Raw genomic sequence first — 22,702 nt, forward strand, 5'->3', positions numbered from 1 at the left:
GCCATGGCGACTCAACGCATCTTCATCACCGGTGGTGCCAGCGGACTTGGCAAGGCCATCGCCCTGCGCTTCGCTCGCGCCGGCTGGAAGGTCTGCATCGGCGACGTCAACGACGCCCGAGGCGAGGAGGCCTTGAAGGAGCTCTCCGCCCTGGCGCCCCAGGCCCATCACCTGCGCTGTGACGTGCGGCGCGAAGAGGACCTGCGCGAGGCCCTGGACTGGCTCACGGCCCAGTGGGGCGGCGTGGACGTGGTCATCAACAACGCCGGAGTCGCACAGGCGGGCGCCATCGAGGACGTGTCGCTTGACGACTGGCAGTGGATCATCGACATCAACCTGCTGGGCGTCGTGCGGGGGTGCAAGGTGTTCACCCCCGCCTTCAAGAAGCAGGGCCACGGCCACATCGTCAACGTGGCGTCCATGGCGGGGCTGCTCGATGTACCGCTGATGAGCAGCTACAACGCGACCAAGGCCGCCGTCGTGTCGCTGTCCGAGACGCTGCACAACGAACTGGCGGAGTACGGCATCGGCGTCAGCGTCGTGTGCCCGTCCTTCTTCAAGACGAACCTGGGTGACTCGCTGCGCACCACGGACCCGAAGCTGGGGGCCACCATGGCGCGGCTGCTGGAGCGCTCCGCCATCACCGCGGAGGACATCGCCAACGACGTGTTCGACGCGGTGGCCGAGCGCGGCTTCTACGTCCTGCCCCACGCGGAGGGCCGCAGGGCCTGGCGGCTGAAGCGCCTGCTGCCGCGTGAGCTCTATTCGTGGATGCTGCGCCGGAACACGCGAGGCATGCGCTCCGGCTCGCGGCCGAAGCCGAGCTGAGTTGAGCTAGGAACGAGCCCACCGATGCCACCGACCGCGACCATCGACCCCGCAGGTGCCGTGCGCCCGGGCGAGGAGCTGGACCTCCCCGCCGTGGAGGCCTGGCTCAAGGCCCAGGTGCCCACGTTGGAGGGCTCGCCGGAGGTCACGCAGTACGCGGGCGGCGCCTCCAACTGGACGTACCGGCTGAAGTACGCCAACCGGGACCTCATCCTGCGCCGCCCTCCCGCGGGGACGAAGGCGAAGTCCGCGCACGACATGGCCCGGGAGTACACGGTGCAGCAGGCGCTGAAGCCGGCCTATCCCGTCGTCCCCACCATGGTGGGCCTGTGCCAGGACCCGGCCGTGCTGGGCTCCGACTTCTACGTCATGGAGCGCATCGAGGGGCTCATCCCGCGCAAGCACCTGCCCCGGGGACTGGCGCTGGACGCGAAGCAGACGCGGGCGCTGTGCCTCAACGTCGTCTCCAAGCTCGTGGAGTTGCACGCCGTGGACCCGGCGGCGGTGGGCCTGACGTCACTGGGCAAGGGGCCGGGCTATCCCACGCGGCAGGTGGAGGGCTGGTCGGCGCGCTACGAGAAGGCACGGACGTGGAACGTCGCCGGCTTCCGCTACGTGCGCGACTGGCTCAAGGCGAACACGCCCGCGGACATCGCCACCTGCGTCATCCACAACGACTGGCGCTTCGACAACGTGGTGCTCGCCCCGGAGGAGCCCACGCGCATCATCGGCGTGCTCGACTGGGAGATGGCCACCCTGGGCGACCCGCTGATGGACCTGGGCAGCGCGCTGGCCTACTGGGTCCACGCCGACGACGACTTCCTGCTGCGCTCCACGCGGCGCCAGCCCACGCACCTGCCCGGCATGCTCCGGCGTGAAGAAGTCGTTGAGTACTACCTGGACCAGACGAAGCTGAAGCCCGCCAACTGGACCTTCTACGAGGTGTTCGGCCTCTTCCGGCTCGCCGTCATCGCCCAGCAAATCTACTACCGCTACCACCACCAGCAGACGCGCAACCCCGCGTTCAAGAACTTCTGGGTGCTGGTCAACTACCTGGGCTGGCGCTGCCACCGGCTCATCCGCAAGGGGGCGCGCTGATGGGCGTGGTGTATCTGGTCCGGCACGGCCAGGCCTCATTCGGCGCGGCGAACTACGACCAGCTCTCGGAGACGGGGCTCGTCCAGGCCCGGGTGCTGGGTGAGACCCTTCGCGAGCGGCTGCCCCGCGTGGACGCCGTCGTCACCGGCACCATGGCGCGGCACCGGCAGACGGCGGAGGCGTGTCTCGCCGCGCTCGGCCGCGGCGCCGTGGCCGAGCAGACTGCGGGCTTCAACGAGTTCGACCACGAGGAAATCGTCACCCGGCACACGCCGCGCTACGCGGACCCGGCCGTGCTGCGAGCGGAGCTGTCCCAGGCGGAGTCGCCCCGGCGCGCCTACCAGGCGCTCTTCACCGACGCGGTGGCCCGCTGGGTGGCCGGCCAGCACGACGCGGAGTACACCGAGCCCTGGTCCGCCTTCGGCGAGCGGTGCCGCCGCGCGATGGACGCCCTCATCCAGGAACTGGGCGCGTCGAAGAACGCGCTCGTCTTCACCTCTGGAGGCACCATCACCGCCATCTGCCAGGAGCTGCTCCGCATCCCCGACGAGCACGCCTTCCGCCTCAACCTGACGCTGGCGAACTGCGGCCTCACCAAGGTCATCTACAGCGAGCGCGGCCGCTACCTGTCCACGCTCAACGAGCACAGCCACTTCGAGGGCGCCCAGCGCGGACTGCTCACCTACCGCTGAGCGGCCAGCCTCACACTGGGTCAATGTCATACTGCGCATCCCATGGTGATGTCTTGCTTGACCCTGACGGGCCGCGCGCAGGCTTTTGCTATTTCCGGAAGATAATGAATTACGCGCCTTGAAACGAGCGCATCGTCCTCCGTGAGTCCCGGGGGGATGGGATGGCAAGCGTCGCGCCTGCTAGGCTGCTGCCCATCTTCACATGCCCATCACGCTCTTTGCCGCGGCGACGGACGGTGGCCTGTCGCCTGGCACCCTCATCTGGACTTTCGTCATTCTCATCAGCCTCCTGAAGCACCGGGAGGCCCTCCAGGACGCAGCCACGAACCGCAAGGCGATCTATTCGCTGGTGGTCGTGGAGGTTGCCGCGCTGGTCGTCCTCGTCGCGCGCTTGCTCAAGCCCGTGCTCGACGGCCCCCTTGCGGCAATCGTGGCGCCGCTGGTCGGATTCATCCTCTTGTTGCTGGGATTGTTCCTCGCCGTGACCGGCCTGCTGGAGCTCCGCTCCGAATCGGCACGGTGGCAGAAGGGTCGCTCGCACGCGTGGTGGGCCGTTGGGCTCTCCGTCTTCATCCTGGGCGCCATGGGCTTCGGCTTCGTCAGCGCCGTCTCGCGCCAGCATGAAGTCCCGGAGCAGTACCGGGCGGAGAAGCCCGACGAAGGCATCCGCGACGAGGAGCTGAACTATGCCTTCCAGCATCCGGGCAAACCCTGGACGACGATGAACGCCCAACGCCTCAACGCAGCCGCGAAGTTCGCCATGGCCCGGGGAGGCAAGCTCCAGATGTTCTTCATCATCGTCCCGGAGCAGTTCTCGCGCGGAGACTTCACCCCTGGGGAGGAAGGCACGGAACTGCTCGCGGACATCGTGACCGCCAACCTAGAGAGCGGCCTGAGCACGGTCGAAACACTGTCGCGCGAACCGCATGCCATTGGAGAACTGAAGGGCATCCGACTGCGCTCCCGCGCCCACCACGCGAAGATACCGCTGAGCTACGTGCACTGGGTCTACACGCACGAAGAGCACGCCTATCAGCTCATGGTGTGGGGAAATACCCAGTCGGAGAAGGAGATTTTCGAGGAAGCAGACCGTCTGTTCTCACGCTTCTCCCTGGTGGACCCCCAGCGGAAGGCCACGGATTCCGCCGCCCCCGCTGGCCCGCTGACGGCGCGCTCCACGGAGTATGGCTATTCCGTCGAGCTGGACGGACGGCTCTGGGCACGGCCAAGCAACCTTGGGACCGCGTATCCCATGGTTGACTTCGGCGCGGTCAGTGACAGTGCCGGCCTGGTGTTGGTTCCCATCTGGCTCTTCGGGGAGGACCCCTCTCCGGACGCGCTGACGCACGGCCTGATGAGCACCCTTGACGTCGACTCTCACACCACCACGTTCCGCAGTACCCGCGAGGTCACCGCGGGCAACCTGTCGGGCCGGGCCCTCACCTACGAAACGCCCGACGAAAACGGCGATATCGACGCGTCCGAGCTGCGTGTATTCCGGGATGGCGACATGGCGTACCTGCTCGCCGCGTGGTGGCCCAGGAATCAACCCACGCTGGGCCCACGGGTCAGCGCGGCGATGGACGCCTTCAAGTTCAGCGCACCCTCGGCAGCGCCCGTCTCCGCGGCTGTGGGCAAGTCCTCCGCGTCAACCCATGCGAGGGTGTTCAGCAACATCGCGCTTCACTACACCTCCCGGAGGGACTTCGCCGCGGCGCTCACGTGGTTCAAGCGTGCCTTCGACGTGGCGCCCGGGGACCCGCTGTTGCTCCTCAACGCCGTGGCCGGGCACGTCAGCACCGAGCAATACGAAGAAGGGCTCGCGCTCCTCAACGCCCACTCGAAGCGGTTCCGGGGGGAACCACGGCTGGAGGCTTGGCGAGCCTATCTGCTCGTGCGCACCGGCCGCGAAGCCGAGGGCTTCCGCGTCTACGCCTCGCTCTTCCCGTCCCGATTCACCAACGAGCCCCACCTGGAGCGGTATCTCGCCCTGCTCCAGGAGAAGGGCCGTGTCGCGCAGGCGCTCCAAGTCATCCAACGCTACCGGAAGCGAGCCGACTCGACGAACGCCACGCTCATCCATGCGGGCATCCTGCGGAGCAAGGGCGTCCCCGCGCAGGCCGCAACCCTCCTGAAGCAGCGCCAGAAACGTGAGGGCTACGCCCTGGAGTTGTCCGAAGCCCTGGCGGACACGTGGCTGGAGGCCAAGAAGCCCCAGCTCGCCTTGGAAGTCGCCAAGGAGATGGTGAGCAAGTCAGCAAAGTCGCCCAGGAGCTACCGGGTCCAGGCCAGCGCGGAGTACGCGCTCAAGCGCTACGCGGAGGCCAAGTCCTCCCTGGAGAAGGCGCTCGAACTGGAGCCCTCTTCCGAGGGCACGCGCCAGTTGCTCGATCATGTGTCCGGCATGCTGGGCCAAGGGGTCAACTCGGTGCTCAAGACGCCCATCGAGGAAGTCGCGATGCCACCAGACCTGGTTGCCCGGCGGGACAAGCCCGCCAAGGCGACGGGCCACAATGGCCAGTACCTCCTGCGGGCCACCGCCATCTCGTTCGTGAAGGGCAAGGAGTTGCGCACCACGGACCTGCGCCGGGTCCAAGTGCACAACGCGGCAGGCGTGGAGCGCTACAACACCTTCGAGTTCGAACTCGACCCGCTGTTCGAGGAGATTTTCGTCAACCGGGTGGAAGTCCGGGATGAGAGCGGCCGCGTGGTGGCCAAGGGCACGGTGGAGGACTGCTATGTCTCCGACAAGGCCTCCTCGCAGATGGGAACCCAGCGCCGCACCCTGGTGGTACCCGTGCCGGGGCTAAAGCCTGGGCACACCGTGGAGGTGGTGGTCACCCGGCGCGACATCACGCCACCGCAGTCCCCGCGCTTCCTCGAGCATGACTTCTCATCGAGCGTGCCCGCGTCACGCGCCGTGCTCCACGTCCGCGGCGACGTGGACGCGATGCAGTGGCGGGCCTCTCCCGGCATCAAGCCCCTCCAGGCGCCCGGGACGTGGACCTTTGTCATCGAGCAGCCCGCCATCTACCGCGACGAGGGCATGCAGCCCGACTACCAGGAGTTTCTGCCCATGGCGTGGCTGGCCCCCGTCGGCAAGACGTGGGAGGCCGAGGGAACCGACTACCTGGACTCCATTGCGACGCAGCTCGTGCCAGCGGCCAGCATGAAATCCCTGGCCGCTAAGGCGGGCGGAACAGTCAGGGATGAGGCAGCACGCGCCGCCGTCCTGGCCCGGTGGGTCCAGAAGAGCCTGACCTATCGAGGCATCCTCTTTGGCGCCCGGGCCCGCATTCCGCACGCCGTGGATGAAATCGTCAGCAGCCGCACCGGCGACTGCAAGGACCACTCCCTCCTGCTGCACCAGTTGCTCGGCGCCGCCGGGATTCCGTCGCAACTGGCGCTCGTGAGGACGGGAGGGCCCATCGTCTCGGATACGCCTGCCTTGGACCAGTTCGACCACATGGTCGTCTACCTCCCAACGGTGGGCGGGGGCACCTTCGTGGATGTGACGAACAAGTCCACCGCGCCCCTACGCAGCGGGGCGATGGGGCTGAGCGGCCGGGAAGCGTTGGTGTTGGATGCCACGAAGTCCCGGCTCGTGCGCATTCCTGAGCCCCCCGAGAGCAACGTCCGCGCCGAACGCCACGTCCGCCTGCAGGGGACGGTGCTGCGCGTGAAGGAGCAGGTGACGCTGACAGGAGCCCATGCCTCCGCCCTGCGCTACTACCTCTCCGACGAAGAGCCCTCCGAGCGCGCGGAGCTGTTGGCCTCCATGCTGGGAGGCACCCAGGCAGGCGTGAGCGTCACCACCCTGGAGGTCCCCGACCTGGATGAGCCCGAGCGCCCGCTGACCTTGAAAATCGAGTATGTCATGCGCGGCCGCTTCGCCTCCGCGGGCGGCGGTATCGTGGGGCAGCTGCCCTCGCCCTGGGAGCACAACTTCCTGAGCCTCCGGGAGACGGAGCGGCGCGACGCTCCCATTACAATGAGAACGCCCCTCGTCATCGAGAGCGTGACCCATTTCGAGGCACCCGCGGGCCAGGCCTTCACGGCGCAGGAACTGGAGGAGCGCTCCGACACCACGGCCTATGCGGAGTGGAAGCTGGCCTCCCGCATGACAGACGGTGCGCTCACGCGCGACTTCCGCATCAGACGGGCGCACGGGCGCTACGAGGCATCGAAGTACGTGGAGTACAAGGAAGCAATGCAGGCCGCGCTCGACGCCTTGGAGCAACGCGTCTCATTGCGCGGGCCCGCGTCCGCGGAGGTCCAGGAGTAGACCGTGGGTCAAGCGGCGGAAATCCGAACGGGACTCCCTGCCGCCTGAGCCCCAGGAGTCAGGCACCTTGTCGGATGCCCTCCGCCTGGGTGGGCGCGTCGTCCGCCCCGGTGTACCGCAGGTCCTCCCACGCCAGCATCGCCCGCTTACGGGAGGCGCCCCAGCGGTACTCCCCGAAGACGCCCGTCTTGCGCAGCACGCGGTGGCAGGGAATCAAGAGCCCCACGGGATTCTCGCCCACCGCCGAGCCCACCGCGCGCATCGCCTTGGGCTTGCCGATGGCGCGCGCGAGGTCCTCGTACGTCGTCACCTTGCCCGACGGCACACGCAGCAGCGCCTGCCACACCTGCACCTGGAAGGGCGTGCCCCGCACCAGCACCGACAAGGGGCTCGACTCCGAGCCACCGTGCTCCGCCTGGAAGATGCGCTCCAGCCACGGCGCCGTGTCCTCGGCGGACGCCACGAACGTGGCACGCGGCCACTGCTTGCGCAGCGAGGCGAGCGCCTCCTCCTCTGATTCACCCGCGAGGAAGTGCAGGCCACAGATTCCACGCGCACAGACGGCGAGCAGACACGCGCCGAAGGGTGACAGGTGGACGCCATGGCGCACGGTGAGCCCTTCGCCGCCCAGCTTGTATTCCCCCGGCGTCATCGACGTCAGCGTCACGAAGAGCTCATGCAGCCGGCCGGTGCCCGACAAGCCCACCTCCAGCGACGTCTCCAGCACGCTGCGACGCTCGTCGAGCAGGCGCCGGGCCGAGCTCAGCGTGTGTACCTGGATGAAGCGCTTGGGGCTGATGCCCGCCCAGCGCGAGAAGAGCCGCTGGAAGTGGAACGTGCTCAGTCCCACGTGCGCGGCCACGTCGTCCAGTGACGGCTGCTCGCGGGCATGTGCGTCGAGATAGAGGATGGCCTGTTCGATGCGGGCGTAGTCGCTGGATGCCATGCCGATGCTCCTGGGATGCGCTTCGCGAAAACGTATGTCCGCCAACACATCCTGGAGCAATCCGGTTCTTGCGCTGTCCTCGCGCGCCGGGCGCGCGTTGACATGAGGCGTCATTGTGCAACAACCGAACGCTCCATCCCGCATACCGCCACAGGAAAGGAGCGCCATGCTTCCAGAAGAAGACTTCCTGGCCGCGGAGGAGGCGCTGAGACAGGCCATGCTCTTGAGCGATGTCGCCGCGCTCGACGCCCTCCTCTCCGACGACCTCCTCTTCGTCAGCCACGCCGGCCAAATCCTCGACAAGGACGCCGACCTGGAAGCGCATCGCTCGGGGGCCCTGCGCCTCACCCGGGTGGACTTCACCGACCCACACTTCCGCTACCTCTCCGCGGGCGCCGTGGTCGTCGTCCATGCCGCGCTATCCGGTGAGTTCCAGGGCGCCCCCTTCGAAGGGAACTTCCGTTACACGCGCGTGTGGCAGGTCGTGGACGACGCGCCCCAGGTCGTCGCGGCCCAGTGCACGGCGGTGGGCTGACTTGACTCCCGACAGACGAGCGCTTATCCGTAACCGCCAATGACGTCGCCAAGCGCCATGTGTCGAATGTCGATGCCGGGTGGGCTCTCGCCCTCCAGGTTCGGCTGACGTCCGTCCGCCCCTGGTGAGCCACCGAGCCCATCCACCCGCGAGGGTTGGTGGGCTTCGTCGTTTCTGGACGCGCGCCGACCTCTCCCAGCCCTCCGCGTCCTGGAGGGCCCCCTTCCGCATCACCTCCGGAGAGTTCCCGTGCCCACAGCGCACCTCACGTCCGCCCCGCGCCTCTTCGACGTCTCCCTGCCCGACTTGACGCTGGAGGCGGGCGCCCGAATCACGAACCACCTCGTGCGAGGCTGGTGGTGGGGCCCCGAGGAGGACGTCCCCTGGCTCGAGTCGCGCGCGCGCGTCCTCTCCGAGGCCGAAGCGCAGGCGAGCGCGCTGCGCGTCGTCCGCCGCACCGTGGCCGAACAGCAGGCGCTCGCGGCCGAGGCACGCCACCGGGGCCCAGCACGAGCTCCCACGTCCGTCCCCACGGTGCTGCTGGTCCACGCGCTCACCGGAGACATGCGCGCGGGCGGCACGGGCGGCTGGTGGGAGCCGCTCATCGGCCCACGGCGTGCGCTGGACCCATCCCGCGTGCGGCTCCTGTGCTTCAACAACCTGGGCTCCTGCTACGGCACCACGGGCCCCGCCGACGAGGGCTTCCCTCCGCGGACGGACGACGCGCGCTTCGGCCCACCGCTCCCGCTGCCCAAGGGCGACCTGCGCCAGGACGAGCAACGCCTGCCCGCCACCGTCACGCCGTGGGACCAGGCCCGGAGCATCCTGCTGGCCATGGACGCGCTGGGCCTGGACGAAGTGGCGCTCGTCACCGGCGGCTCACTGGGCGGCATGGTGGTGCTCTGCCTCGCGGCGCTGGCGCCGGAGCGCTTCGCCCGCATGGCGCCCATCGCCACCACGGAGTCCGCCTCCGCGTGGGTGGTGGGCCTCAACCACGTGGCGCGGCAGGCCCTGCTGATGGACCCGGGCTTCCCTGAGTCGCCTCGCCGGGGCCTGGAGTTGGCCCGGCAGCTCGCGATGCTCACCTACCGCGCGGAGCCCGGCCTGGACGCGCTCCAGGGCCGCCCCTCGGCGTGGTCCTCACGCGCGCTGTACCCCATGCACAGCTACCTGGAGTACCAGGGCCAGAAGCTGGCGAGCCGCTTCGATGCGCGCGCGTACCTGGCGCAGCTGGGCGCCATGGACCACCACGACGTGTCACGCTTCCCGGGAGGTGGCCTGGCCCGCATCCGCGCGAGCGCGCTGTGCGTGGGCATCGACACCGACCAGCTCTTCTTCCCCAGCCACATGGCGGCGCTGGCCCGGCGGCTGCGCGAGCACGGCCTCCACGCCGAGCACGCCACGCTGTCCAGTCAGCATGGGCACGACGGCTTCCTGCTGGAGTGGGACGCCATGGCCGTCCTGCTCGCGCGGGCGCTCGCCCTGCCCACCGCCAGGGCCCCGGCGCACGCCTTCTCGCGCTGGCCGGAGGCGCGCCCGGCCCTCAGCCCACCTTGCGGGACGAAGGCGTGACCACGGCCACCGCTTCGTGCTGGGACCACAGGGGCGGCTCGGCCTCGTGGGTGAAGGCGCGCAGCCGCCGGTACTCCGGATAGGACGCCTGGAGCGACAGCACGTCTCCAGACCGGATGACCTCATCCCCCCGCGGGTGGAGCTGCTCCTCGCCATTGCGTTGCAGCGACAACGTCAGGCAGCCGAACCGGTCCCTCACCTCGGAGATGGTGAGGCTCGGCAGGCCCAGGCGCGCCTCGAACAGCGAGACGACCATCAGGTGCTTCGCCAGGTGGAACGAGTGGACGATGCGCGGGTCCATGGCCGCCAGCGCCATGGCCGGGGCCGCCAGCGACGAGCTGGAGAGCGCCTCCGCCTTGAACGTCTCCCGCACCTTGCCGCTCAGGTCGTCATCGAACAGGCGGATGACCACGCGGATGTTCGGGTTGAGCTTGCGTGCGTCCAGGGCGATGTTGAGGTTGGCCAGGTCATCATCCGTGGCGCAGACGATGGCGGACGCGTCCTTCACGTTGGTGCGAGGCAGGCACAGCGGGCTGCGCGTGTCGTCGATGAGCAGCGGCACCCGCTCGTCGCGCAGCGCGGACACGAAGGCCGCGTCCTCGCGCTTCTCCACCACCACCACGTCCTTGCCCATCTCCCGCAGCTGCGTCACCACGCGGTAGCCCACCCGCCCCGCCCCACACACCACGACGTGGCCCTTCATCGTCTCGGAGACCACTTCAATCCACTCCTTGTCGTTCTTGTGCCGGGCGAAGAACAGGTAGGCGAAGCGCACCACGCCGTCCGCGACCAGCGCAATGCCCGAAGGCGGAATCACCAGGTTGAGCAGCTCCACCAGCCAGTCGTCCACATAGGGCAGCGACGGCTGGCCGTAGAGCAGGAAGTACGTGTGGTGCAGCGCCTCGCCGAAGTCGATGCGGTCGCCGTCCGGCCCCCGGAAGCGCCAGTGGAAGAGCAGCGGCCCGCCCAGGAACAACACGGCGGACAGCATTAGCGTGGTGCGAAAGCGCCGCACCAGCGCCCGCAGGTAGCGCAGATTGGCCCGGAAGTGCCGGCGGGAGGGCTTCATGGAGGCTCCTCGACTACGACGCCGGGGTGATGTCCGTCTCCGCCGAGCCCCGCGCGCGACGCCGCTCCACCATCCACACCAACAGCACGCCCAGCTCGTAGCAGAGCAGCATGGGGCCCGCCATCAGCGACAGGTTCACCACGTCTCCCGTGGGAGTGATGATGGCCGCCGCGATGAGGCACACCACGAAGGCATGGCGTTGGTACTTGAAGAGCCAGGACGACTTCACCACGCCCACCACGCCCAGCAAGGCCATGACGAGCGGCAGCTCGAAGATGATGCCGAAGGCCAGGATGAGCAGCAGCACCAGCGAGAGCTGCTCGTGCATGGACAACATGGGCCGCGTCCACCGCGCCGCCTCGTGCGCCGCGTGCGCCGTGGCCAGCTCCTTCTCCAGCCGCCACAGCCCCGCCAGCTCCTCGGTGCGCGCGGGGGCGATGTCCGCCAGCCGGCTCGCCGAGCGGTCCATGGCCGCCGCCGCCGCCGCGAAGTCCTTGTTCCCGTAGGCCGTCACGGCCTCCATGCGCTGCTCCACCGCCTGCCGCAGCACGCCGCGGGACTGCGCGCCGTAGCCCACCGACGCCGCGTCCAGGAGCCGCCCCAGGCCCTCCAGCCGCCCCGTCATCTCCACGCTGGCGGCGGGCGCGGCCTCCGGCGCGGGCGCCTGCCCCTCGCCCTCCGCGCGAAGCTGGGTGCTCGTCTCCTTCGCGATGCGCCCCGCCTCCTCCACTTCACCCAGGCGCAGGAAGCGCAAGGCGTCGTCCGCGCGCAGCCGGGCCGTGTCCAGGCGCTGCTCCAGCGCGAGCGTCTCCTCCTCGTTGAGGAGGAAGGTGAACATGGAGGGCAGCACCGCGAAGTAGCAGAAGGCGGCGCCGAGGAGGAAGGCGATGGAGCCGAACGCCACGAAGGGCGCGGCGAAGCGGCGCTCCTCCGGATACAGGCCGGGCGAGACGAAGCCCCAGATCTGCATCAGGATGACGGGCGTGGTGAGGAAGATGCCGCAGTACACGCCCACCTTCATCAAGACGTTCAGCTCTTCGATGCCGGACGTGTAGATGAGCGAGCGATTCTCGGGCGGCAGCGCGTCCAGCACCGGCTGCATCAGCAGGCCGAAAATCGGCTTGGCGAAGACGAGCGAAATCGCCCCCAGGACGAGCACCGCGAGGGTGCACCGCACGAGGCGCGAGCGGAGCTCCGTCAGGTGGTCCGACAGACTCATGCGCAGCTCGGAGTCGGCGCCGGGGTTGATGGGCGGGGGGCTCACGGCTCAGCTCCGTTTCGGGGCGTTGCGCGCCACCGTCCCCGGGATGGGAGACAGCGTGGGCGAGGTGGCGGAAGAAGCAGCGGGCTCGGGCGACGGCTCGGCGGCGGGCTCCGCGCCCGGCTCCCCCGTCTGCACGTCCGCGGTGGACACCTCGCGAGGCCCCTGCCCGTCCAGCTCCAGCACCTGCGCGGACGACGAGGGCTGAGGGGGCGCCGCATCGGCCGGAGGCGCCGCGCCCTCCGTGGCGGGAGGCAGGCTGGCCTCGGGCCCACCCACGACCTGCGGCGGCTGGGGCGCGAAGCGCGTCCCGGGCCTCACGGGCGCGGTGGGAGGCTCTCCGATTTCCTGGTCCATGGCGTAGAACTCGCGCTCCACGACGTTGCGGACCTCATCCGTCTGGCGGCGGAACTCGCGCAGGAACTTGCCGATGCCGCGCGCGAGCTCGGGCAGCCGCTGCGGCCCGAGAATGAGCAGCGCGGCCACCAGGATGAACACCATTTCGCCTGCGCCGATGTTGAACATTTTTCCTGACGCGCTCCCCGGAGCAGCCCGGTTTATCGCGCCCCGAGGAGGCAGGCGCAACCGTTCGTCGCGCCAAAGCATCCGCCCGCCCCCCGGAATGGGCGGCAGGCAACCCGAAGGCGCCCTTTCATACTACGCGCGAGGATCCACCCCGGGCGAGAGCGGAACCGCCATTCCTCGCGAGGGAGCCACCGCCAACGCCCGCGCCTGCTCCCGGCTCTGCACCCGCCGCTCCACCACCCACAGCAAGACGGGCAGCAACAGCGTCAGGACCATGGACACTCCAGCCATTTGAGGGATGCCGCCCAGGGTGCCGTCTGGCAGGTCCGTCAGCAGCCGAGCGCTGAGGAAGGCCCCCACGGCGGCGGCCATGTGCTGGACGGCGGACTGGAGGGACATGAACCGCGCGCGCACCGGGTTGTCCGGCACCCGCGACGTCAGCGTGTTGTACGCGACGTTGCGCGTCCCCATGGCGACCATGAAGAGCGTGAAGATGACGGGCACGGGCATCCAGCGCGGCAGGTGGACGAAGCCCACGTAGGTGGACAGCAGCACCAGCGTGGAGCCCACCGTGCCCACCACGAAGGCGCCGTACCGGTCCACCATGGGCCCCGCCACCCGCAGCGTCGCGAAGCTGGCGATGCCGCCAATGAAGTACGGCAGCCAGAGCAGCTCGCGCGGATAGCCCACGTTCTGCTGCAGATAGGCGGACAGGTTGGGGATGAGGACGAAGCCCGCCATCATCACCAACGCCGTCATCACATACGACAGTTGGATGTCCCGGTTGCCCAACAGCTCGAGCACGCTGGCCTGCTGGCGGGGCCCCGCGTCCAGATGGCCGCGCACCGGTGGCAGGAAGAAGATGGCGCCCAGCACCACCAGCAGGCCCATGGCGGCCACCGCGAAGAAGGGCACGCGCCAGCCGCCGAACTCGGCCAGCTTCAGCGCCATGGGCACGCCCGCCACCGAGGCCACGGAGAAGGCCCCCATCACCGCGCCCAGCGCCCGGCCGCGCCGCTCCACGGGGACCAGGTCCGCGATGATGGACAGCGACAGCGACGTGGCCGGCCCGCCGAAGATGCCCGCCACCACGCGCGCCAGCAGCAGCGTGGACATCCCCGTGGCGAAGCCGCCCGCCGCCGTGGCCACCACCAGGCCCAGCATGGACACCGCCAGCGCCTTGCGCCGGTCGAAGCGGTCCAGGAAGTAGCCACCGGCCAGCCCCGCCACGCTGGCGGCCGCCGTGTACGCGCCGCCAATGACGCCGATGTGCGACGACGCGATGCCCAGCCCCTTCGCGAAGTCCGGGCCCAGCGGCATCACCATCACGAAGTCCAGGATGTTGACGAACTGGACCGCGCCGATGAGGGCCACCACGGCGCGCTCGGAGACCTGTCGTTGTGTCGGCATGAAGACGTGTCTACACCCGGAAGCGGCGGACCTCCGCACGGAGGATTTCCGCCTGCCGCTGGAGGTTGTCGATGGCCTCCTCCAGTTGCTTCACGGAGCGTGTCTGGTGCTCGGACACGCCCTTGATGGTCTCCACCGCCTTGAGCACCTGCTCGCTGCCCTTGGTCTGCTCCTTCTGGGCGCGGTTCAGGTGGGTGACCATCTCGTTGATGCTCTCGATGGAGCGGGTAATCTGCTTGCTGCCGTGCGCCTGCTCCTGGCTGCTGCGCTGCACGTGGGCGGTGAGCGTCTTCATCTTCTCCGCGCTCTTCATGATCTGCTCGCCGCCGCGGGCCTGCTCGTTGGAGGCCTTGGAGATTTGCTGCACCGTGTCGCTGATGCGGTGGATGGAGGCCGTCACCTGCTTGCTGCCGCGCGCCTGCTCCACGGTGGCCCGGGCAATGGCCTTCACCATCTGCGTGGACTTCTGGGTGCTGTCGTTGATTTTGCGCAGCGCCCCTTCCGCCTCCCGGCCCAACTGCACGCCCTCCTCCACGCTGCGCACGCCCTGGTTCATCACCACCACGGCGTTGCGGCTCTCCTCCTGGATGCTGCGGATGAGCTCGGCAATCTCCTTCGTGGACGCGCCGGTGCGCTCGGCCAGGTCCTTGATTTCCTCCGCCACCACCGCGAAGCCCTTGCCGTGCTCCCCCGCCTGCGCGGCGATGATGGCCGCGTTGAGGGCCAGCAGGTTCGTCTGCTCCGCCACGTCGTCGATGACGTTGAGGATGTTGCCAATCTCGGAGATGCGCCGGCCCAGGCTTTCAATGACGCTGGCGGCGCTGCGGCTCGTGTCCTTGATGCGGTCGATGCCGGAGAGCGTCTTGCGCAGCGCCTCCACGCCCGTCTGCGCGTCGTCGAAGACCTGCTCGGACAGGCGGGCCGTCTCCTTCGCGTTGGCCTCCACCTGGCCGATGGCGGCGTCCATCTCACTGATGGCCGAGGACGTCTCCTCCGTGGAGGCGGACAGCTCCTGGATGTTGGTGGCCACCTCCTTGATGGAGAACGTCATCTGTTCGATGGCGCTGGTCGTCTCCTCCACGCTGGCGGCCATGGCCTGGACGTTCTCCGCGACCTCGTCGTTGGTGGCGGCCATCTCCATGATGGAGGAGCTGCTCTCCTCGGCGCTCTGGTAGAGGACCTCCACGTTCTCCGCGATGCCGCGCAGCGAGGCCATCATCTCCACCATGGAGGAGGACGTCTCCTCCACGCGCGCCTGCACCGTGCCCGCGCCGGACGACACCGTGGTGCCGGTGCGGTGAATCTGCTCCACCACGCCCGCCACCACGTCCGACACGCCGCGCACCCGGCCCAGCGTGTCGCGCCAGCTCTGGGCGATGCGGTTGAGCGCCTCGGCGAGCTGGCCCAGCTCGTCCTGCGTCCCCACGTCCACGCGGCCGGTGAGGTCCGCCTCCGCCAGCCGCCGGGCCATGCCCATCATCGCGTCCAGCGGCACCAGGATGAAGGCGCGGGAAATGAAGAACGCCACCAGCAGGAACAGGCCCAGGCCCAGGCCGAACGCGAGCAGCACCAGCTGGCGCAGCTCGTTGACGACCGCGTCCAGCCCGGCGTTGTCGAGCACCAGCAGCACCTGCCCCACCACGCCGCCCGACAGCGTCACCGGGCGCGCCACGGAGCGGTCGCCGCTGGCGAAGCGGAAGCCATTCAGCGGCCGGCCCTGCCGGGCCTTCAGCTCCGCATGGAACCACGCGGGCGGCTCGGCCGGGTGGGTGGCCAGCACCTGGCCCTCGCTGGAGAGGACGGCCAGCACCCTGAAGTCGTCGTCGCCCGCGCGCAGCCGCTCCAGGCTGTCGGGCAGGGCCGCGGCGGGCTGGCTCGTGAGCATGCTGACGGCCTGGCTGGCACGGGCCTCTCCCCGCGTCTGCAGGCGCTGCTCCAGGTGGGCCTCCACGCGCGAGGGTACGACGAAGAAGAGCGTCCCCAGGATGAGGGCGAGGACGAGCGCGAAGGAGCCCAGCAGCAGGCTGCGCAGGCCGGGTTTCTTGAACCGGAGAGCCAAGACGAGGCACTGTAGGGAGGGAAACACCGGCAGGGCAAGAACAGGGCGCCGGCGCGGCCTGTCCCCCAGGGGTGCTGACTTCCCGCCTGGCGGATGCGTAAGGTCTTCCCGATGTCCTCCACCCTGCTCCTGACGGACCCGCTCTTCTTCCAGCACGACCCCGGACAGGGCCACCCGGAGTCGCCCTCCCGGCTGCGCCGCATCCTCGGGGTGCTGGCCAGCGCGCCGGTGAAGGGCACGGTGATGACCGCCCCGCGCTCCGCCACGGAGGCGGAGCTGGCGTCGGTCCACACGCCGGAGCTGCTGGCGTACCTGGCGAGCCTGAGCGGGCACGCCTCGCAGCTGGACCCAGACACCCATGTGTCGCCGGACAGCATCGACGCGGCCCGTCTTGCGGCGGGCGCCTCCGTGCAGGCGGTGGAGGCGGTGATGAAGGGCGAGGCCCGCAACGCCTTCGCGCTGGTGCGCCCGCCCGGGCACCACGCCGAGCCCGACAAGGCCATGGGCTTCTGTCTGTACAACAACGCGGCCATCGCCGCGGAGGCGGGCCGGAGGCTGGGCGCCGAGCGCGTGCTGGTGCTCGACTGGGACGTGCACCACGGCAACGGGACGCAGGCGGCGTTCTGGTCGCGCCGGGACGTCATGTACCAGTCGGTGCACCAGTTCCCCTACTACCCGGGCACGGGCGCGGCCCAGGAGACGGGCAAGGGCGAGGGCGAGGGCTACACCGTCAACGTGGGCCTGCCGGGCGGCAACTCGGACGCGGACTACGGGATGATTTTCGAGGAGCTGCTGCTGCCCGTGGCGGAGGCGTACCGGCCCCAGCTCATCCTCGTCTCCGCGGGCTTCGACTCGCACCAGCACGACCCGATTGGCGGCATGGACGTCAGCGAGCGCGGGTTCGCGGCCATGTGCTCGGCGATGAAGTCCCTGGCCGACAGCGTGTGTCAGGGCCGGCTGGTGCTGCTGCTGGAGGGCGGCTACTCGCTGGAGGGCTTGTCCCAGTCCGTGCATGCCTGCGTGGAGGTGCTCGCCGGGCGCAAGGACAGCTTCCCCACGGGTGACACCCACGCGGACGCGAAGGCCGCGCTGCGGGTGAGCCGCGAGGCGCTGCGGCCGTACTGGCCCCGCGTGTAGAGCGTTGGCTGGATGGCGCGCCGCGTCTCGCGCCGCTGTTCTTCCCCTGGCAACCGTGCAAGAAGCCCGGCAGCACGCGGGAGGACTGCATGGTGGAGTTGAGCTACCGGACGGCGTTGGTGACGGGTGCATCCAGCGGCCTGGGGCGCGGGCTGGCGCTGTGGCTCGCCAAGCGGGGCGTCCGCGTGTTCGCCGCCGGACGCCGCCTGCCGCAGCTCCATGCCCTGCGGGACGAGGCCCAGGCGGCCGGCGTCACCGTGGAGCCCGTGGCGCTGGACGTCACCCAGGCGGACGCCACCCTGGAGCGCATCCGCGCGCTGGACGCGGAGGCGGGCGGGCTGGACCTGGTGGTGGCCAACGCGGGCATCGGCGGCACGACGAACGCGAAGCGCCTGCCATGGGAGCGCGTGCGCGGCATCATCGACACCAACGTCACCGGCGCCGCCGCCACGCTGAGCGCCGTGCTGCCCCAGATGGTGGAGCGCCAGCGCGGGCACCTGGTGGGCGTCTCCAGCCTCGCGGGCTTCCGGGGGCTGGCCGGCCACGCGGCCTACTCCGCGTCCAAGGCCTTCCTGTCCACCTTCATGGAGAGCCTGCGCGTGGACCTGCGCGGCACCGGCGTGCGCGTCACCTGCATCTACCCCGGCTTCGTGAAAAGCGAGCTGACGGCCACCAACCCCTTCCCCATGCCCTTCCTCATGGAGACGCATGACGCGGTGGAGCTGATGGGCAAGGGCATCGTCCGGGGCGACGCGGAGGTGTCCTTCCCCTGGCAGCTCGCGGTGCCCACGCGCCTGGCAAAGGTGCTGCCCAACCCCCTCTTCGACGCGGCCGCGCGGCGGCTGCGCTGACCTTCCCCTTCCCACGGAGACGCCCGGTGATGACGCCACAGCCCTTCGCCCACCGCTTCAGCCTGCTGGCCGAGCAGCGCTCGCCGTTCTGCCTTGGCATCGACCCGTCAAGAGACTTGCTGGCGCGCTGGGGCCTGCCCGACAACGCCCAGGGCCTGCGCGACTTCTGCGAGCGCGTGGCCGACGCGGCGGGGAGCACCGTCGCGGTGGTGAAGCCGCAGAGCGCCTTCTTCGAGCGCCACGGCCCCGCGGGCCTCCAGGTCCTCCAGGAGCTGCTGCGCCGCTTCAAGTCCGTGGGCACCCTCACGCTGCTGGACGTGAAGCGCGGGGACATCGGCTCCACCATGGAGGCCTACGCCGAGACAGTCTTCGGCGAGGGCAGCGCCTACGAAGCGGACGCGGCCACCTTCACCGCCTACCTGGGCCTGGGCGCGCTGCGAAAGACGCTGGAGCGGGCGCGCGCGTCCGGCGCCGCCGCCTTCGTGGTGGTGCGCTCCTCCAACCCGGAGGGCACCTCACTCCAGTCGTCGCGCGGCGAGGACGGCCGCACCGTGGCGGAGTCCCTGGCGGACGGCCTGCGCGCCTTCAACGAGCAGCCCGGCCAGGACGCGGCGCCGGTGGCGGGCGCCGTCATGGGCGCCACCCTCCCTGATTCGGACCGCGGCGTCATCGAGCGGCTCGGCGGCGCGCTGCTGCTCACGCCCGGCATCGGCGCGCAGGGCGCCGGCTTCGACGACTTGAAGCGCCTGTTCGCCGGGCGCGAGGCGCAGGTCATCCCCACCGCCACGCGCTCGGTGCTGGAGGCGGGGCCGGACACCGCCGCCCTGCGCCAGGCGCTGGAGCGGCACCTGGCGCCGGCGCGCGCCTTCCGCGCTACTGCGCGCCCATCATGAACTGGTCCACGTCGACCGTGTTCTTGTCGGGCACCGCGTCCTTCGGCTCGGTGCCCTTCTTGAAGAACATCAGCTCCGAATCCCGGGCGCCCGCTGGGGCAATCTTCCCCGTCTTCTTGTCGATGTGGAGCCGCACCAGGCTCATGGACTGCCACGGGAAGAACTCGGACTGCTTCCGGTCCCCCAGCGCGCTCTTCATGTAGTTGAGCCAGATGGGGAGCGCGGCGCGGCCGCCCGTCTCGTAGCGGCCCAGCGGATGCGGGTTCAAGTCGTAGCCCACCCACGCCACCGTCACCAGGTCGCGGGTGTAGCCGGCGAACCACGCGTCGAAGGAGTCGTTGGTGGTGCCCGTCTTCCCCGCCGCCGGCTTGCCCAGGCGCTGCGCCGGACCGCCGGTGCCCTGGAGCACCACGCCGCGCAGCAGGTGCGTGAGGATGAAGCCGGCCTCCGGGCTCATCACCTGCTCGCCCGGCTCGAAGAGGCGCGCGTAGCCAGCGGCCACGCGGTCCTGCAGGGGCGCCCACGCGTCGTCGAAGGCCGTGTGGTCCTCCAGCGTGCGGCCCCAGCGGTCCTCAATCTTGCGGATGAAGTACGTGGGCTTCTTGCGGCCGTAGCGGTTGAAGGTGGCGTAGGCGTTGGCCAGGTCCACCGGGTACACGCACGAGGAGCCCAGCGCCGCGGAGAAGTCCATGTTCATGGGCGTGGTGATGCCGAGCTTCGTGCTCCACTCGGCCATGTTCTTCACGCCCACCGCGCCAAACGTCTTCACCGCGGGCACGTTCAGCGAGTTGACCAGCGAGGTGCGCAGCAGCACCTCGCCTTCGAACTTGTCGCTGTAGTTGGCCGGCTTCCACGACACCTTGGTGTCCGGGTCGTGCTCGACGATGGGCGAGTCCACCAGCACGGTGGCCTCCGTCCAGTCCAACTGCTCCAGCGCCGCCGAGTACACGAAGGGCTTGAAGGAGCTGCCCGGCTGACGGCACGCCTGGAAGGCGCGGTTGAACTCGTTGTCGTCGAAGTCGTAGCCGCCCACCATCGCGGTGAGGTACTGGCGGTGGGGGTCGATGGAGACGAGCGCGCTCTGCGCTTCGGGCGTCTGCTCCAGGCGGAAGAGCTTCACGCCCTCGCTGGGGATTTCGTCCGCGAGCTTCTTGTCCCACTGCTCCTTGTCGTCCGTCAGGTCCTTCTTCGTCACGTGGCGAACCACGATGACGTCGCCCTCGGAGATGGCCCGCCTCACCGAGGAAATCATCATCGCCGGGTAGTAGCCCTCCGGGTTCACCTTGCGCGCCCAGCGCATGCCCAACAGCGGCAGCCGGCCGGCGTGCCCGCCCACCTGCACGTCCGCGCCCTTGCCGTCCCCGTCAATGGACGTGACGACGGCGACGTAGAGCCGGTTCTCCACCAGCGCCTGTGAGCCCATGAGCTTCGTCGAGCGGTCGATGAAGGCGCGGATGGCCTCCTTCGACGCGAGCTGCTCCACCGGACCGCGCCAGCCCTGGCGCTTGTCCACCGACAGCAGGCCGTGGAGCACCGCGTCCTGCGCGGCGCGCTGGCGCTCGCTGTCCATGGTGGTGAAGACCTTGAGGCCGGCCTTGAGCAGCACGGGGTTGCCGTACCGGTCCACCACGTCCTTGCGCACCTGCTCCACGAAGTACGGCGCGAACTCGTGGAACACGTCCTCCACCGGGTACACCTTCACCTCTTCGGCGTTGGCGGTGTCGTGCTCCTCCTGCGAAATCATGCCCTCCACCAGCATGCGGCGCAGCACGTAGGAGCGGCGCTTGCGGGCCGCCTCCGGGCGCAGGAAGGGCGAGTAGCGGCTGGGCGCCTGCGGGAGGCCCGCGATGAGCGTCATCTCGCCCAGCGTCAGGTCGCGCACGTCCTTGCGGTAGTAGTTCTCCGCGGCGCTCTGCACGCCGTAGCTGTGGTGCCCGAGGAAGACGTTGTTGAGGTAGAGGTAGAGAATCTCCTCCTTCGTCAGCGACTCCTCCAGGCGCCGGGCGAGGATGGCCTCGCGAATCTTGCGGGTGATGGTCTTCGCGGTGGCGGACTTGTAGCCCTCCGCGGAGATGAGCACCGCCTTCGCGGTCTGCTGCGTCAGCGTGGAGCCCCCCTGGATGCCGCCCGAGCGCAGGCCCAGCTTGGAGCCCACCGTCTTGAAGCCGGCGCGCGCGGTGCCCAGCACGTCCACGCCGAAGTGGTCGAAGAAGCTGGAGTCCTCCGACGCGATGAAGGCCTGCACCAGGCGCTTCGGAATCCGCTCGTAGGGCACCACCTTTCGGCGCTCCTCGTAGAACTCGCCGGCGAGCACCGCGTCGTCCGTGTAGACCTCGGTGACGATGGGCGGCCAGTACTCGTCCACCTTGGGGATGGCGGGCAGTCCCTCCGCGTACACGTAGTACACGGTCGTCACGGCAATCACGGCGGCCGTGGCCCCCGTCAGCGCCAGCCATCCCGCGGACTTCAGGAGGAACTTCCACCAGCGCTTGGAGGGGACGCCGTCGAGCACCAGCTTCGAGCGGCTGCGGTCAGCGGATTTAGGGTCGGACATACGCGTTTCTTTTGTGCCTCGCGGGCGTCAGGGCACCAATGCGGCCCGCTTGAGCACATCTCGGAGCTCGACGGCGAGGGGGGCCTCGACGACCACCTTCGCGCCGCCTTCGGGATGCGGGAATTCGATGCGCTCGGCGTGCAGGAACAACCTTTTGAGCCCCCAGCGCGCCCGCACGTCGCGGTTGAAGGCGAAGTCACCGTACTTCCTGTCCCCAGCCACCGGATGTCCGATGGCGGCCAGATGCCTTCTTATCTGATGCGTGCGCCCGGTCTCGATGGCGCAGGACAGGAGCGCCGCCTCGCCCGACTGCTTCACGACCTTCCACCGGGTGACGGCCGCCTGCATGTTCACCCCCCGACGGGCCTTGGACTCGGCCGTCTGTTGGTGTTCCGACAAGGGCAGGTCGATGACCCCGGAGTCCCGTGGCATCTTCCCCTTCACCAGGGTGAGATAGCGCTTGCGGGACAGGCCGTGGGTGAAGACCTCGGTGAAGTGCACCATGGCCGGGCGCCGCTTGGCCACCAGGATGACGCCGGAGGTCTCCCGGTCCAGCCGGTGTGCGGGGGACGCCGCGAAGTCGTTGCGGACGGCCTTGGGCCCCAGATACGCGCGCACGTAGTCCACCAGCGTCCCGCCGGTGATGCCGCTGCCGGTATGGACGGCCATTCCGCTGGGCTTGTCCACGGCCATGAGCCAGTCGTCCTCTCGAAGGATGACCAACCGGCTGGGGTCCACCGGTGGTGGAGGCGGGTCCACTTTCGGACGTTCCGCCCCCACGAGCTGTTGCTCGTCGCCGCGGATGGTGAGCACGTCTCCTTCGGACAGCAACTGCTCGGGTTGCGCACGCTTCCCGTTCACTCGCACCTTCTTGGTGCGAATCATTTTGAAGAGGTGGCTCACCGGAACATTGGGGAGCCGTTTGCGCAGGTGCTTGTCCAGCCGCATCCCGGCGGTGTCGGCTTCGATTCGGTACTCGATCATTTG

Annotated in this window: 17 protein-coding genes; 9 read left to right on the plus strand and 8 right to left on the minus strand. The window is 69.4% G+C overall.

What is annotated here, in order from left to right; all coding sequences use genetic code 11:
* Positions 1–3: 3 nt before the first annotated feature.
* From KGD87_RS18750 to KGD87_RS18765, 4 genes are all read left to right on the plus strand, one after another.
* Entirely contained in the window at positions 4–828 is an 825-nt protein-coding gene (locus tag KGD87_RS18750) for an SDR family oxidoreductase (protein ID WP_284661575.1), read from the plus strand.
* 24 nt (positions 829–852) lie between these two features.
* Positions 853–1,926 carry a phosphotransferase family protein gene (locus KGD87_RS18755; protein WP_284661577.1) on the plus strand — a complete coding sequence of 358 codons (1,074 nt, stop codon included), beginning with the start codon at positions 853–855 and terminating at the stop codon, positions 1,924–1,926.
* The gene (locus tag KGD87_RS18760) at positions 1,926–2,618 is read left to right on the plus strand and encodes a histidine phosphatase family protein (protein WP_284661578.1); all 693 of its coding nucleotides are present in this window, start codon (positions 1,926–1,928) and stop codon (positions 2,616–2,618) included. The genes KGD87_RS18755 and KGD87_RS18760 overlap by 1 nt, the downstream gene beginning before the upstream one ends.
* Before the next feature lie 202 nt (positions 2,619–2,820).
* The gene (locus KGD87_RS18765; protein WP_284661579.1) at positions 2,821–6,903 is read left to right on the plus strand and encodes a DUF3857 domain-containing protein; all 4,083 of its coding nucleotides are present in this window, start codon (positions 2,821–2,823) and stop codon (positions 6,901–6,903) included.
* A gap of 58 nt (positions 6,904–6,961) precedes the next feature.
* On the opposite strand, the gene KGD87_RS18770 is transcribed toward KGD87_RS18765, so the two are convergent.
* Entirely contained in the window at positions 6,962–7,849 is an 888-nt protein-coding gene (locus KGD87_RS18770) for a methylated-DNA--[protein]-cysteine S-methyltransferase (protein ID WP_284661581.1), read from the minus strand.
* 166 nt (positions 7,850–8,015) lie between these two features.
* Between KGD87_RS18770 and KGD87_RS18775 the strand changes: the two genes are divergently transcribed.
* Both KGD87_RS18775 and KGD87_RS18780 read left to right on the plus strand, forming a co-directional pair.
* Complete coding sequence (locus KGD87_RS18775; RefSeq protein ID WP_284661582.1) at positions 8,016–8,384, plus strand: nuclear transport factor 2 family protein; 369 nt, start codon at positions 8,016–8,018, stop codon at positions 8,382–8,384.
* A gap of 249 nt (positions 8,385–8,633) precedes the next feature.
* Entirely contained in the window at positions 8,634–9,956 is a 1,323-nt protein-coding gene (locus tag KGD87_RS18780) for an alpha/beta fold hydrolase (RefSeq protein ID WP_284661583.1), read from the plus strand.
* Here KGD87_RS18780 and KGD87_RS18785 read toward each other — a convergent pair.
* The 5 genes from KGD87_RS18785 to KGD87_RS18805 all read right to left on the minus strand — a co-directional run bounded on the left by KGD87_RS18785 (position 9,928) and on the right by KGD87_RS18805 (position 16,280).
* Positions 9,928–11,025, minus strand: a complete 1,098-nt coding sequence (locus tag KGD87_RS18785; RefSeq protein ID WP_284661585.1) for a potassium channel family protein — start codon at positions 11,023–11,025, stop codon at positions 9,928–9,930. The two genes, KGD87_RS18780 and KGD87_RS18785, sit on opposite strands and share 29 nt — an antisense overlap.
* A gap of 13 nt (positions 11,026–11,038) precedes the next feature.
* On the minus strand, positions 11,039–12,244 hold the full coding sequence (gene tatC / locus KGD87_RS18790; RefSeq protein WP_284668659.1) for a twin-arginine translocase subunit TatC: 1,206 nt from the start codon (positions 12,242–12,244) through the stop codon (positions 11,039–11,041).
* Positions 12,245–12,292: 48 nt separating this feature from the next.
* The gene (locus tag KGD87_RS18795) at positions 12,293–12,811 is read right to left on the minus strand and encodes a twin-arginine translocase TatA/TatE family subunit (protein WP_284661587.1); all 519 of its coding nucleotides are present in this window, start codon (positions 12,809–12,811) and stop codon (positions 12,293–12,295) included.
* Positions 12,812–12,943: 132 nt separating this feature from the next.
* Positions 12,944–14,221 carry an MFS transporter gene (locus tag KGD87_RS18800; protein ID WP_284661588.1) on the minus strand — a complete coding sequence of 426 codons (1,278 nt, stop codon included), beginning with the start codon at positions 14,219–14,221 and terminating at the stop codon, positions 12,944–12,946.
* 10 nt (positions 14,222–14,231) lie between these two features.
* On the minus strand, positions 14,232–16,280 hold the full coding sequence (locus KGD87_RS18805) for a methyl-accepting chemotaxis protein (RefSeq protein ID WP_284661589.1): 2,049 nt from the start codon (positions 16,278–16,280) through the stop codon (positions 14,232–14,234).
* A 111-nt stretch (positions 16,281–16,391) separates the two neighbouring features.
* On the opposite strand from KGD87_RS18805, the gene KGD87_RS18810 reads away from it, so the two are divergent.
* The 3 genes from KGD87_RS18810 (at position 16,392) to pyrF (ending at position 19,161) form a co-directional block, all read left to right on the plus strand.
* Complete coding sequence (locus KGD87_RS18810) at positions 16,392–17,417, plus strand: histone deacetylase family protein (RefSeq protein WP_284661591.1); 1,026 nt, start codon at positions 16,392–16,394, stop codon at positions 17,415–17,417.
* Positions 17,418–17,506: 89 nt separating this feature from the next.
* Positions 17,507–18,268: an SDR family oxidoreductase gene (locus KGD87_RS18815; protein ID WP_284661592.1), complete on the plus strand. Its 762-nt coding sequence runs from the start codon at positions 17,507–17,509 to the stop codon at positions 18,266–18,268.
* Between the two features lie 29 nt (positions 18,269–18,297).
* Complete coding sequence (gene pyrF / locus KGD87_RS18820; protein ID WP_284661594.1) at positions 18,298–19,161, plus strand: orotidine-5'-phosphate decarboxylase; 864 nt, start codon at positions 18,298–18,300, stop codon at positions 19,159–19,161.
* Here pyrF and KGD87_RS18825 read toward each other — a convergent pair.
* Positions 19,142–21,715, minus strand: coding sequence for a penicillin-binding protein 1A (locus KGD87_RS18825; RefSeq protein ID WP_284661595.1), 2,574 nt, complete (start codon positions 21,713–21,715; stop codon positions 19,142–19,144). The two genes, pyrF and KGD87_RS18825, sit on opposite strands and share 20 nt — an antisense overlap.
* A gap of 27 nt (positions 21,716–21,742) precedes the next feature.
* A complete protein-coding gene (locus KGD87_RS18830) occupies positions 21,743–22,699 on the minus strand; it encodes an RluA family pseudouridine synthase (protein ID WP_163785589.1) in 957 nt (318 codons plus the stop codon).
* Between the last annotated feature and the right edge of the window lie 3 nt (positions 22,700–22,702).

This window comes from Myxococcus sp. SDU36, from assembly GCF_030168875.1.
GTDB classification, from domain to species: Bacteria; Myxococcota; Myxococcia; order Myxococcales; family Myxococcaceae; genus Myxococcus; species Myxococcus vastator.

Coding starts and splice junctions, on each gene's coding strand:
- KGD87_RS18795 (WP_284661587.1), bottom strand. CDS start 12,811: ATGTTCAACATCGGCGCAGGCGAAATGGTGTTCATCCTGGTGGCCGCG.
- KGD87_RS18785 (WP_284661585.1), bottom strand. CDS start 11,025: ATGAAGCCCTCCCGCCGGCACTTCCGGGCCAATCTGCGCTACCTGCGG.
- KGD87_RS18800 (WP_284661588.1), bottom strand. CDS start 14,221: ATGCCGACACAACGACAGGTCTCCGAGCGCGCCGTGGTGGCCCTCATC.
- KGD87_RS18750 (WP_284661575.1), top strand. CDS start 4: ATGGCGACTCAACGCATCTTCATCACCGGTGGTGCCAGCGGACTTGGC.
- KGD87_RS18765 (WP_284661579.1), top strand. CDS start 2,821: ATGCCCATCACGCTCTTTGCCGCGGCGACGGACGGTGGCCTGTCGCCT.
- KGD87_RS18830 (WP_163785589.1), bottom strand. CDS start 22,699: ATGATCGAGTACCGAATCGAAGCCGACACCGCCGGGATGCGGCTGGAC.
- pyrF (WP_284661594.1), top strand. CDS start 18,298: ATGACGCCACAGCCCTTCGCCCACCGCTTCAGCCTGCTGGCCGAGCAG.
- KGD87_RS18755 (WP_284661577.1), top strand. CDS start 853: ATGCCACCGACCGCGACCATCGACCCCGCAGGTGCCGTGCGCCCGGGC.
- KGD87_RS18760 (WP_284661578.1), top strand. CDS start 1,926: ATGGGCGTGGTGTATCTGGTCCGGCACGGCCAGGCCTCATTCGGCGCG.
- KGD87_RS18810 (WP_284661591.1), top strand. CDS start 16,392: ATGTCCTCCACCCTGCTCCTGACGGACCCGCTCTTCTTCCAGCACGAC.
- KGD87_RS18825 (WP_284661595.1), bottom strand. CDS start 21,715: ATGTCCGACCCTAAATCCGCTGACCGCAGCCGCTCGAAGCTGGTGCTC.
- KGD87_RS18815 (WP_284661592.1), top strand. CDS start 17,507: ATGGTGGAGTTGAGCTACCGGACGGCGTTGGTGACGGGTGCATCCAGC.
- KGD87_RS18775 (WP_284661582.1), top strand. CDS start 8,016: ATGCTTCCAGAAGAAGACTTCCTGGCCGCGGAGGAGGCGCTGAGACAG.
- KGD87_RS18770 (WP_284661581.1), bottom strand. CDS start 7,849: ATGGCATCCAGCGACTACGCCCGCATCGAACAGGCCATCCTCTATCTC.
- tatC (WP_284668659.1), bottom strand. CDS start 12,244: ATGAGTCTGTCGGACCACCTGACGGAGCTCCGCTCGCGCCTCGTGCGG.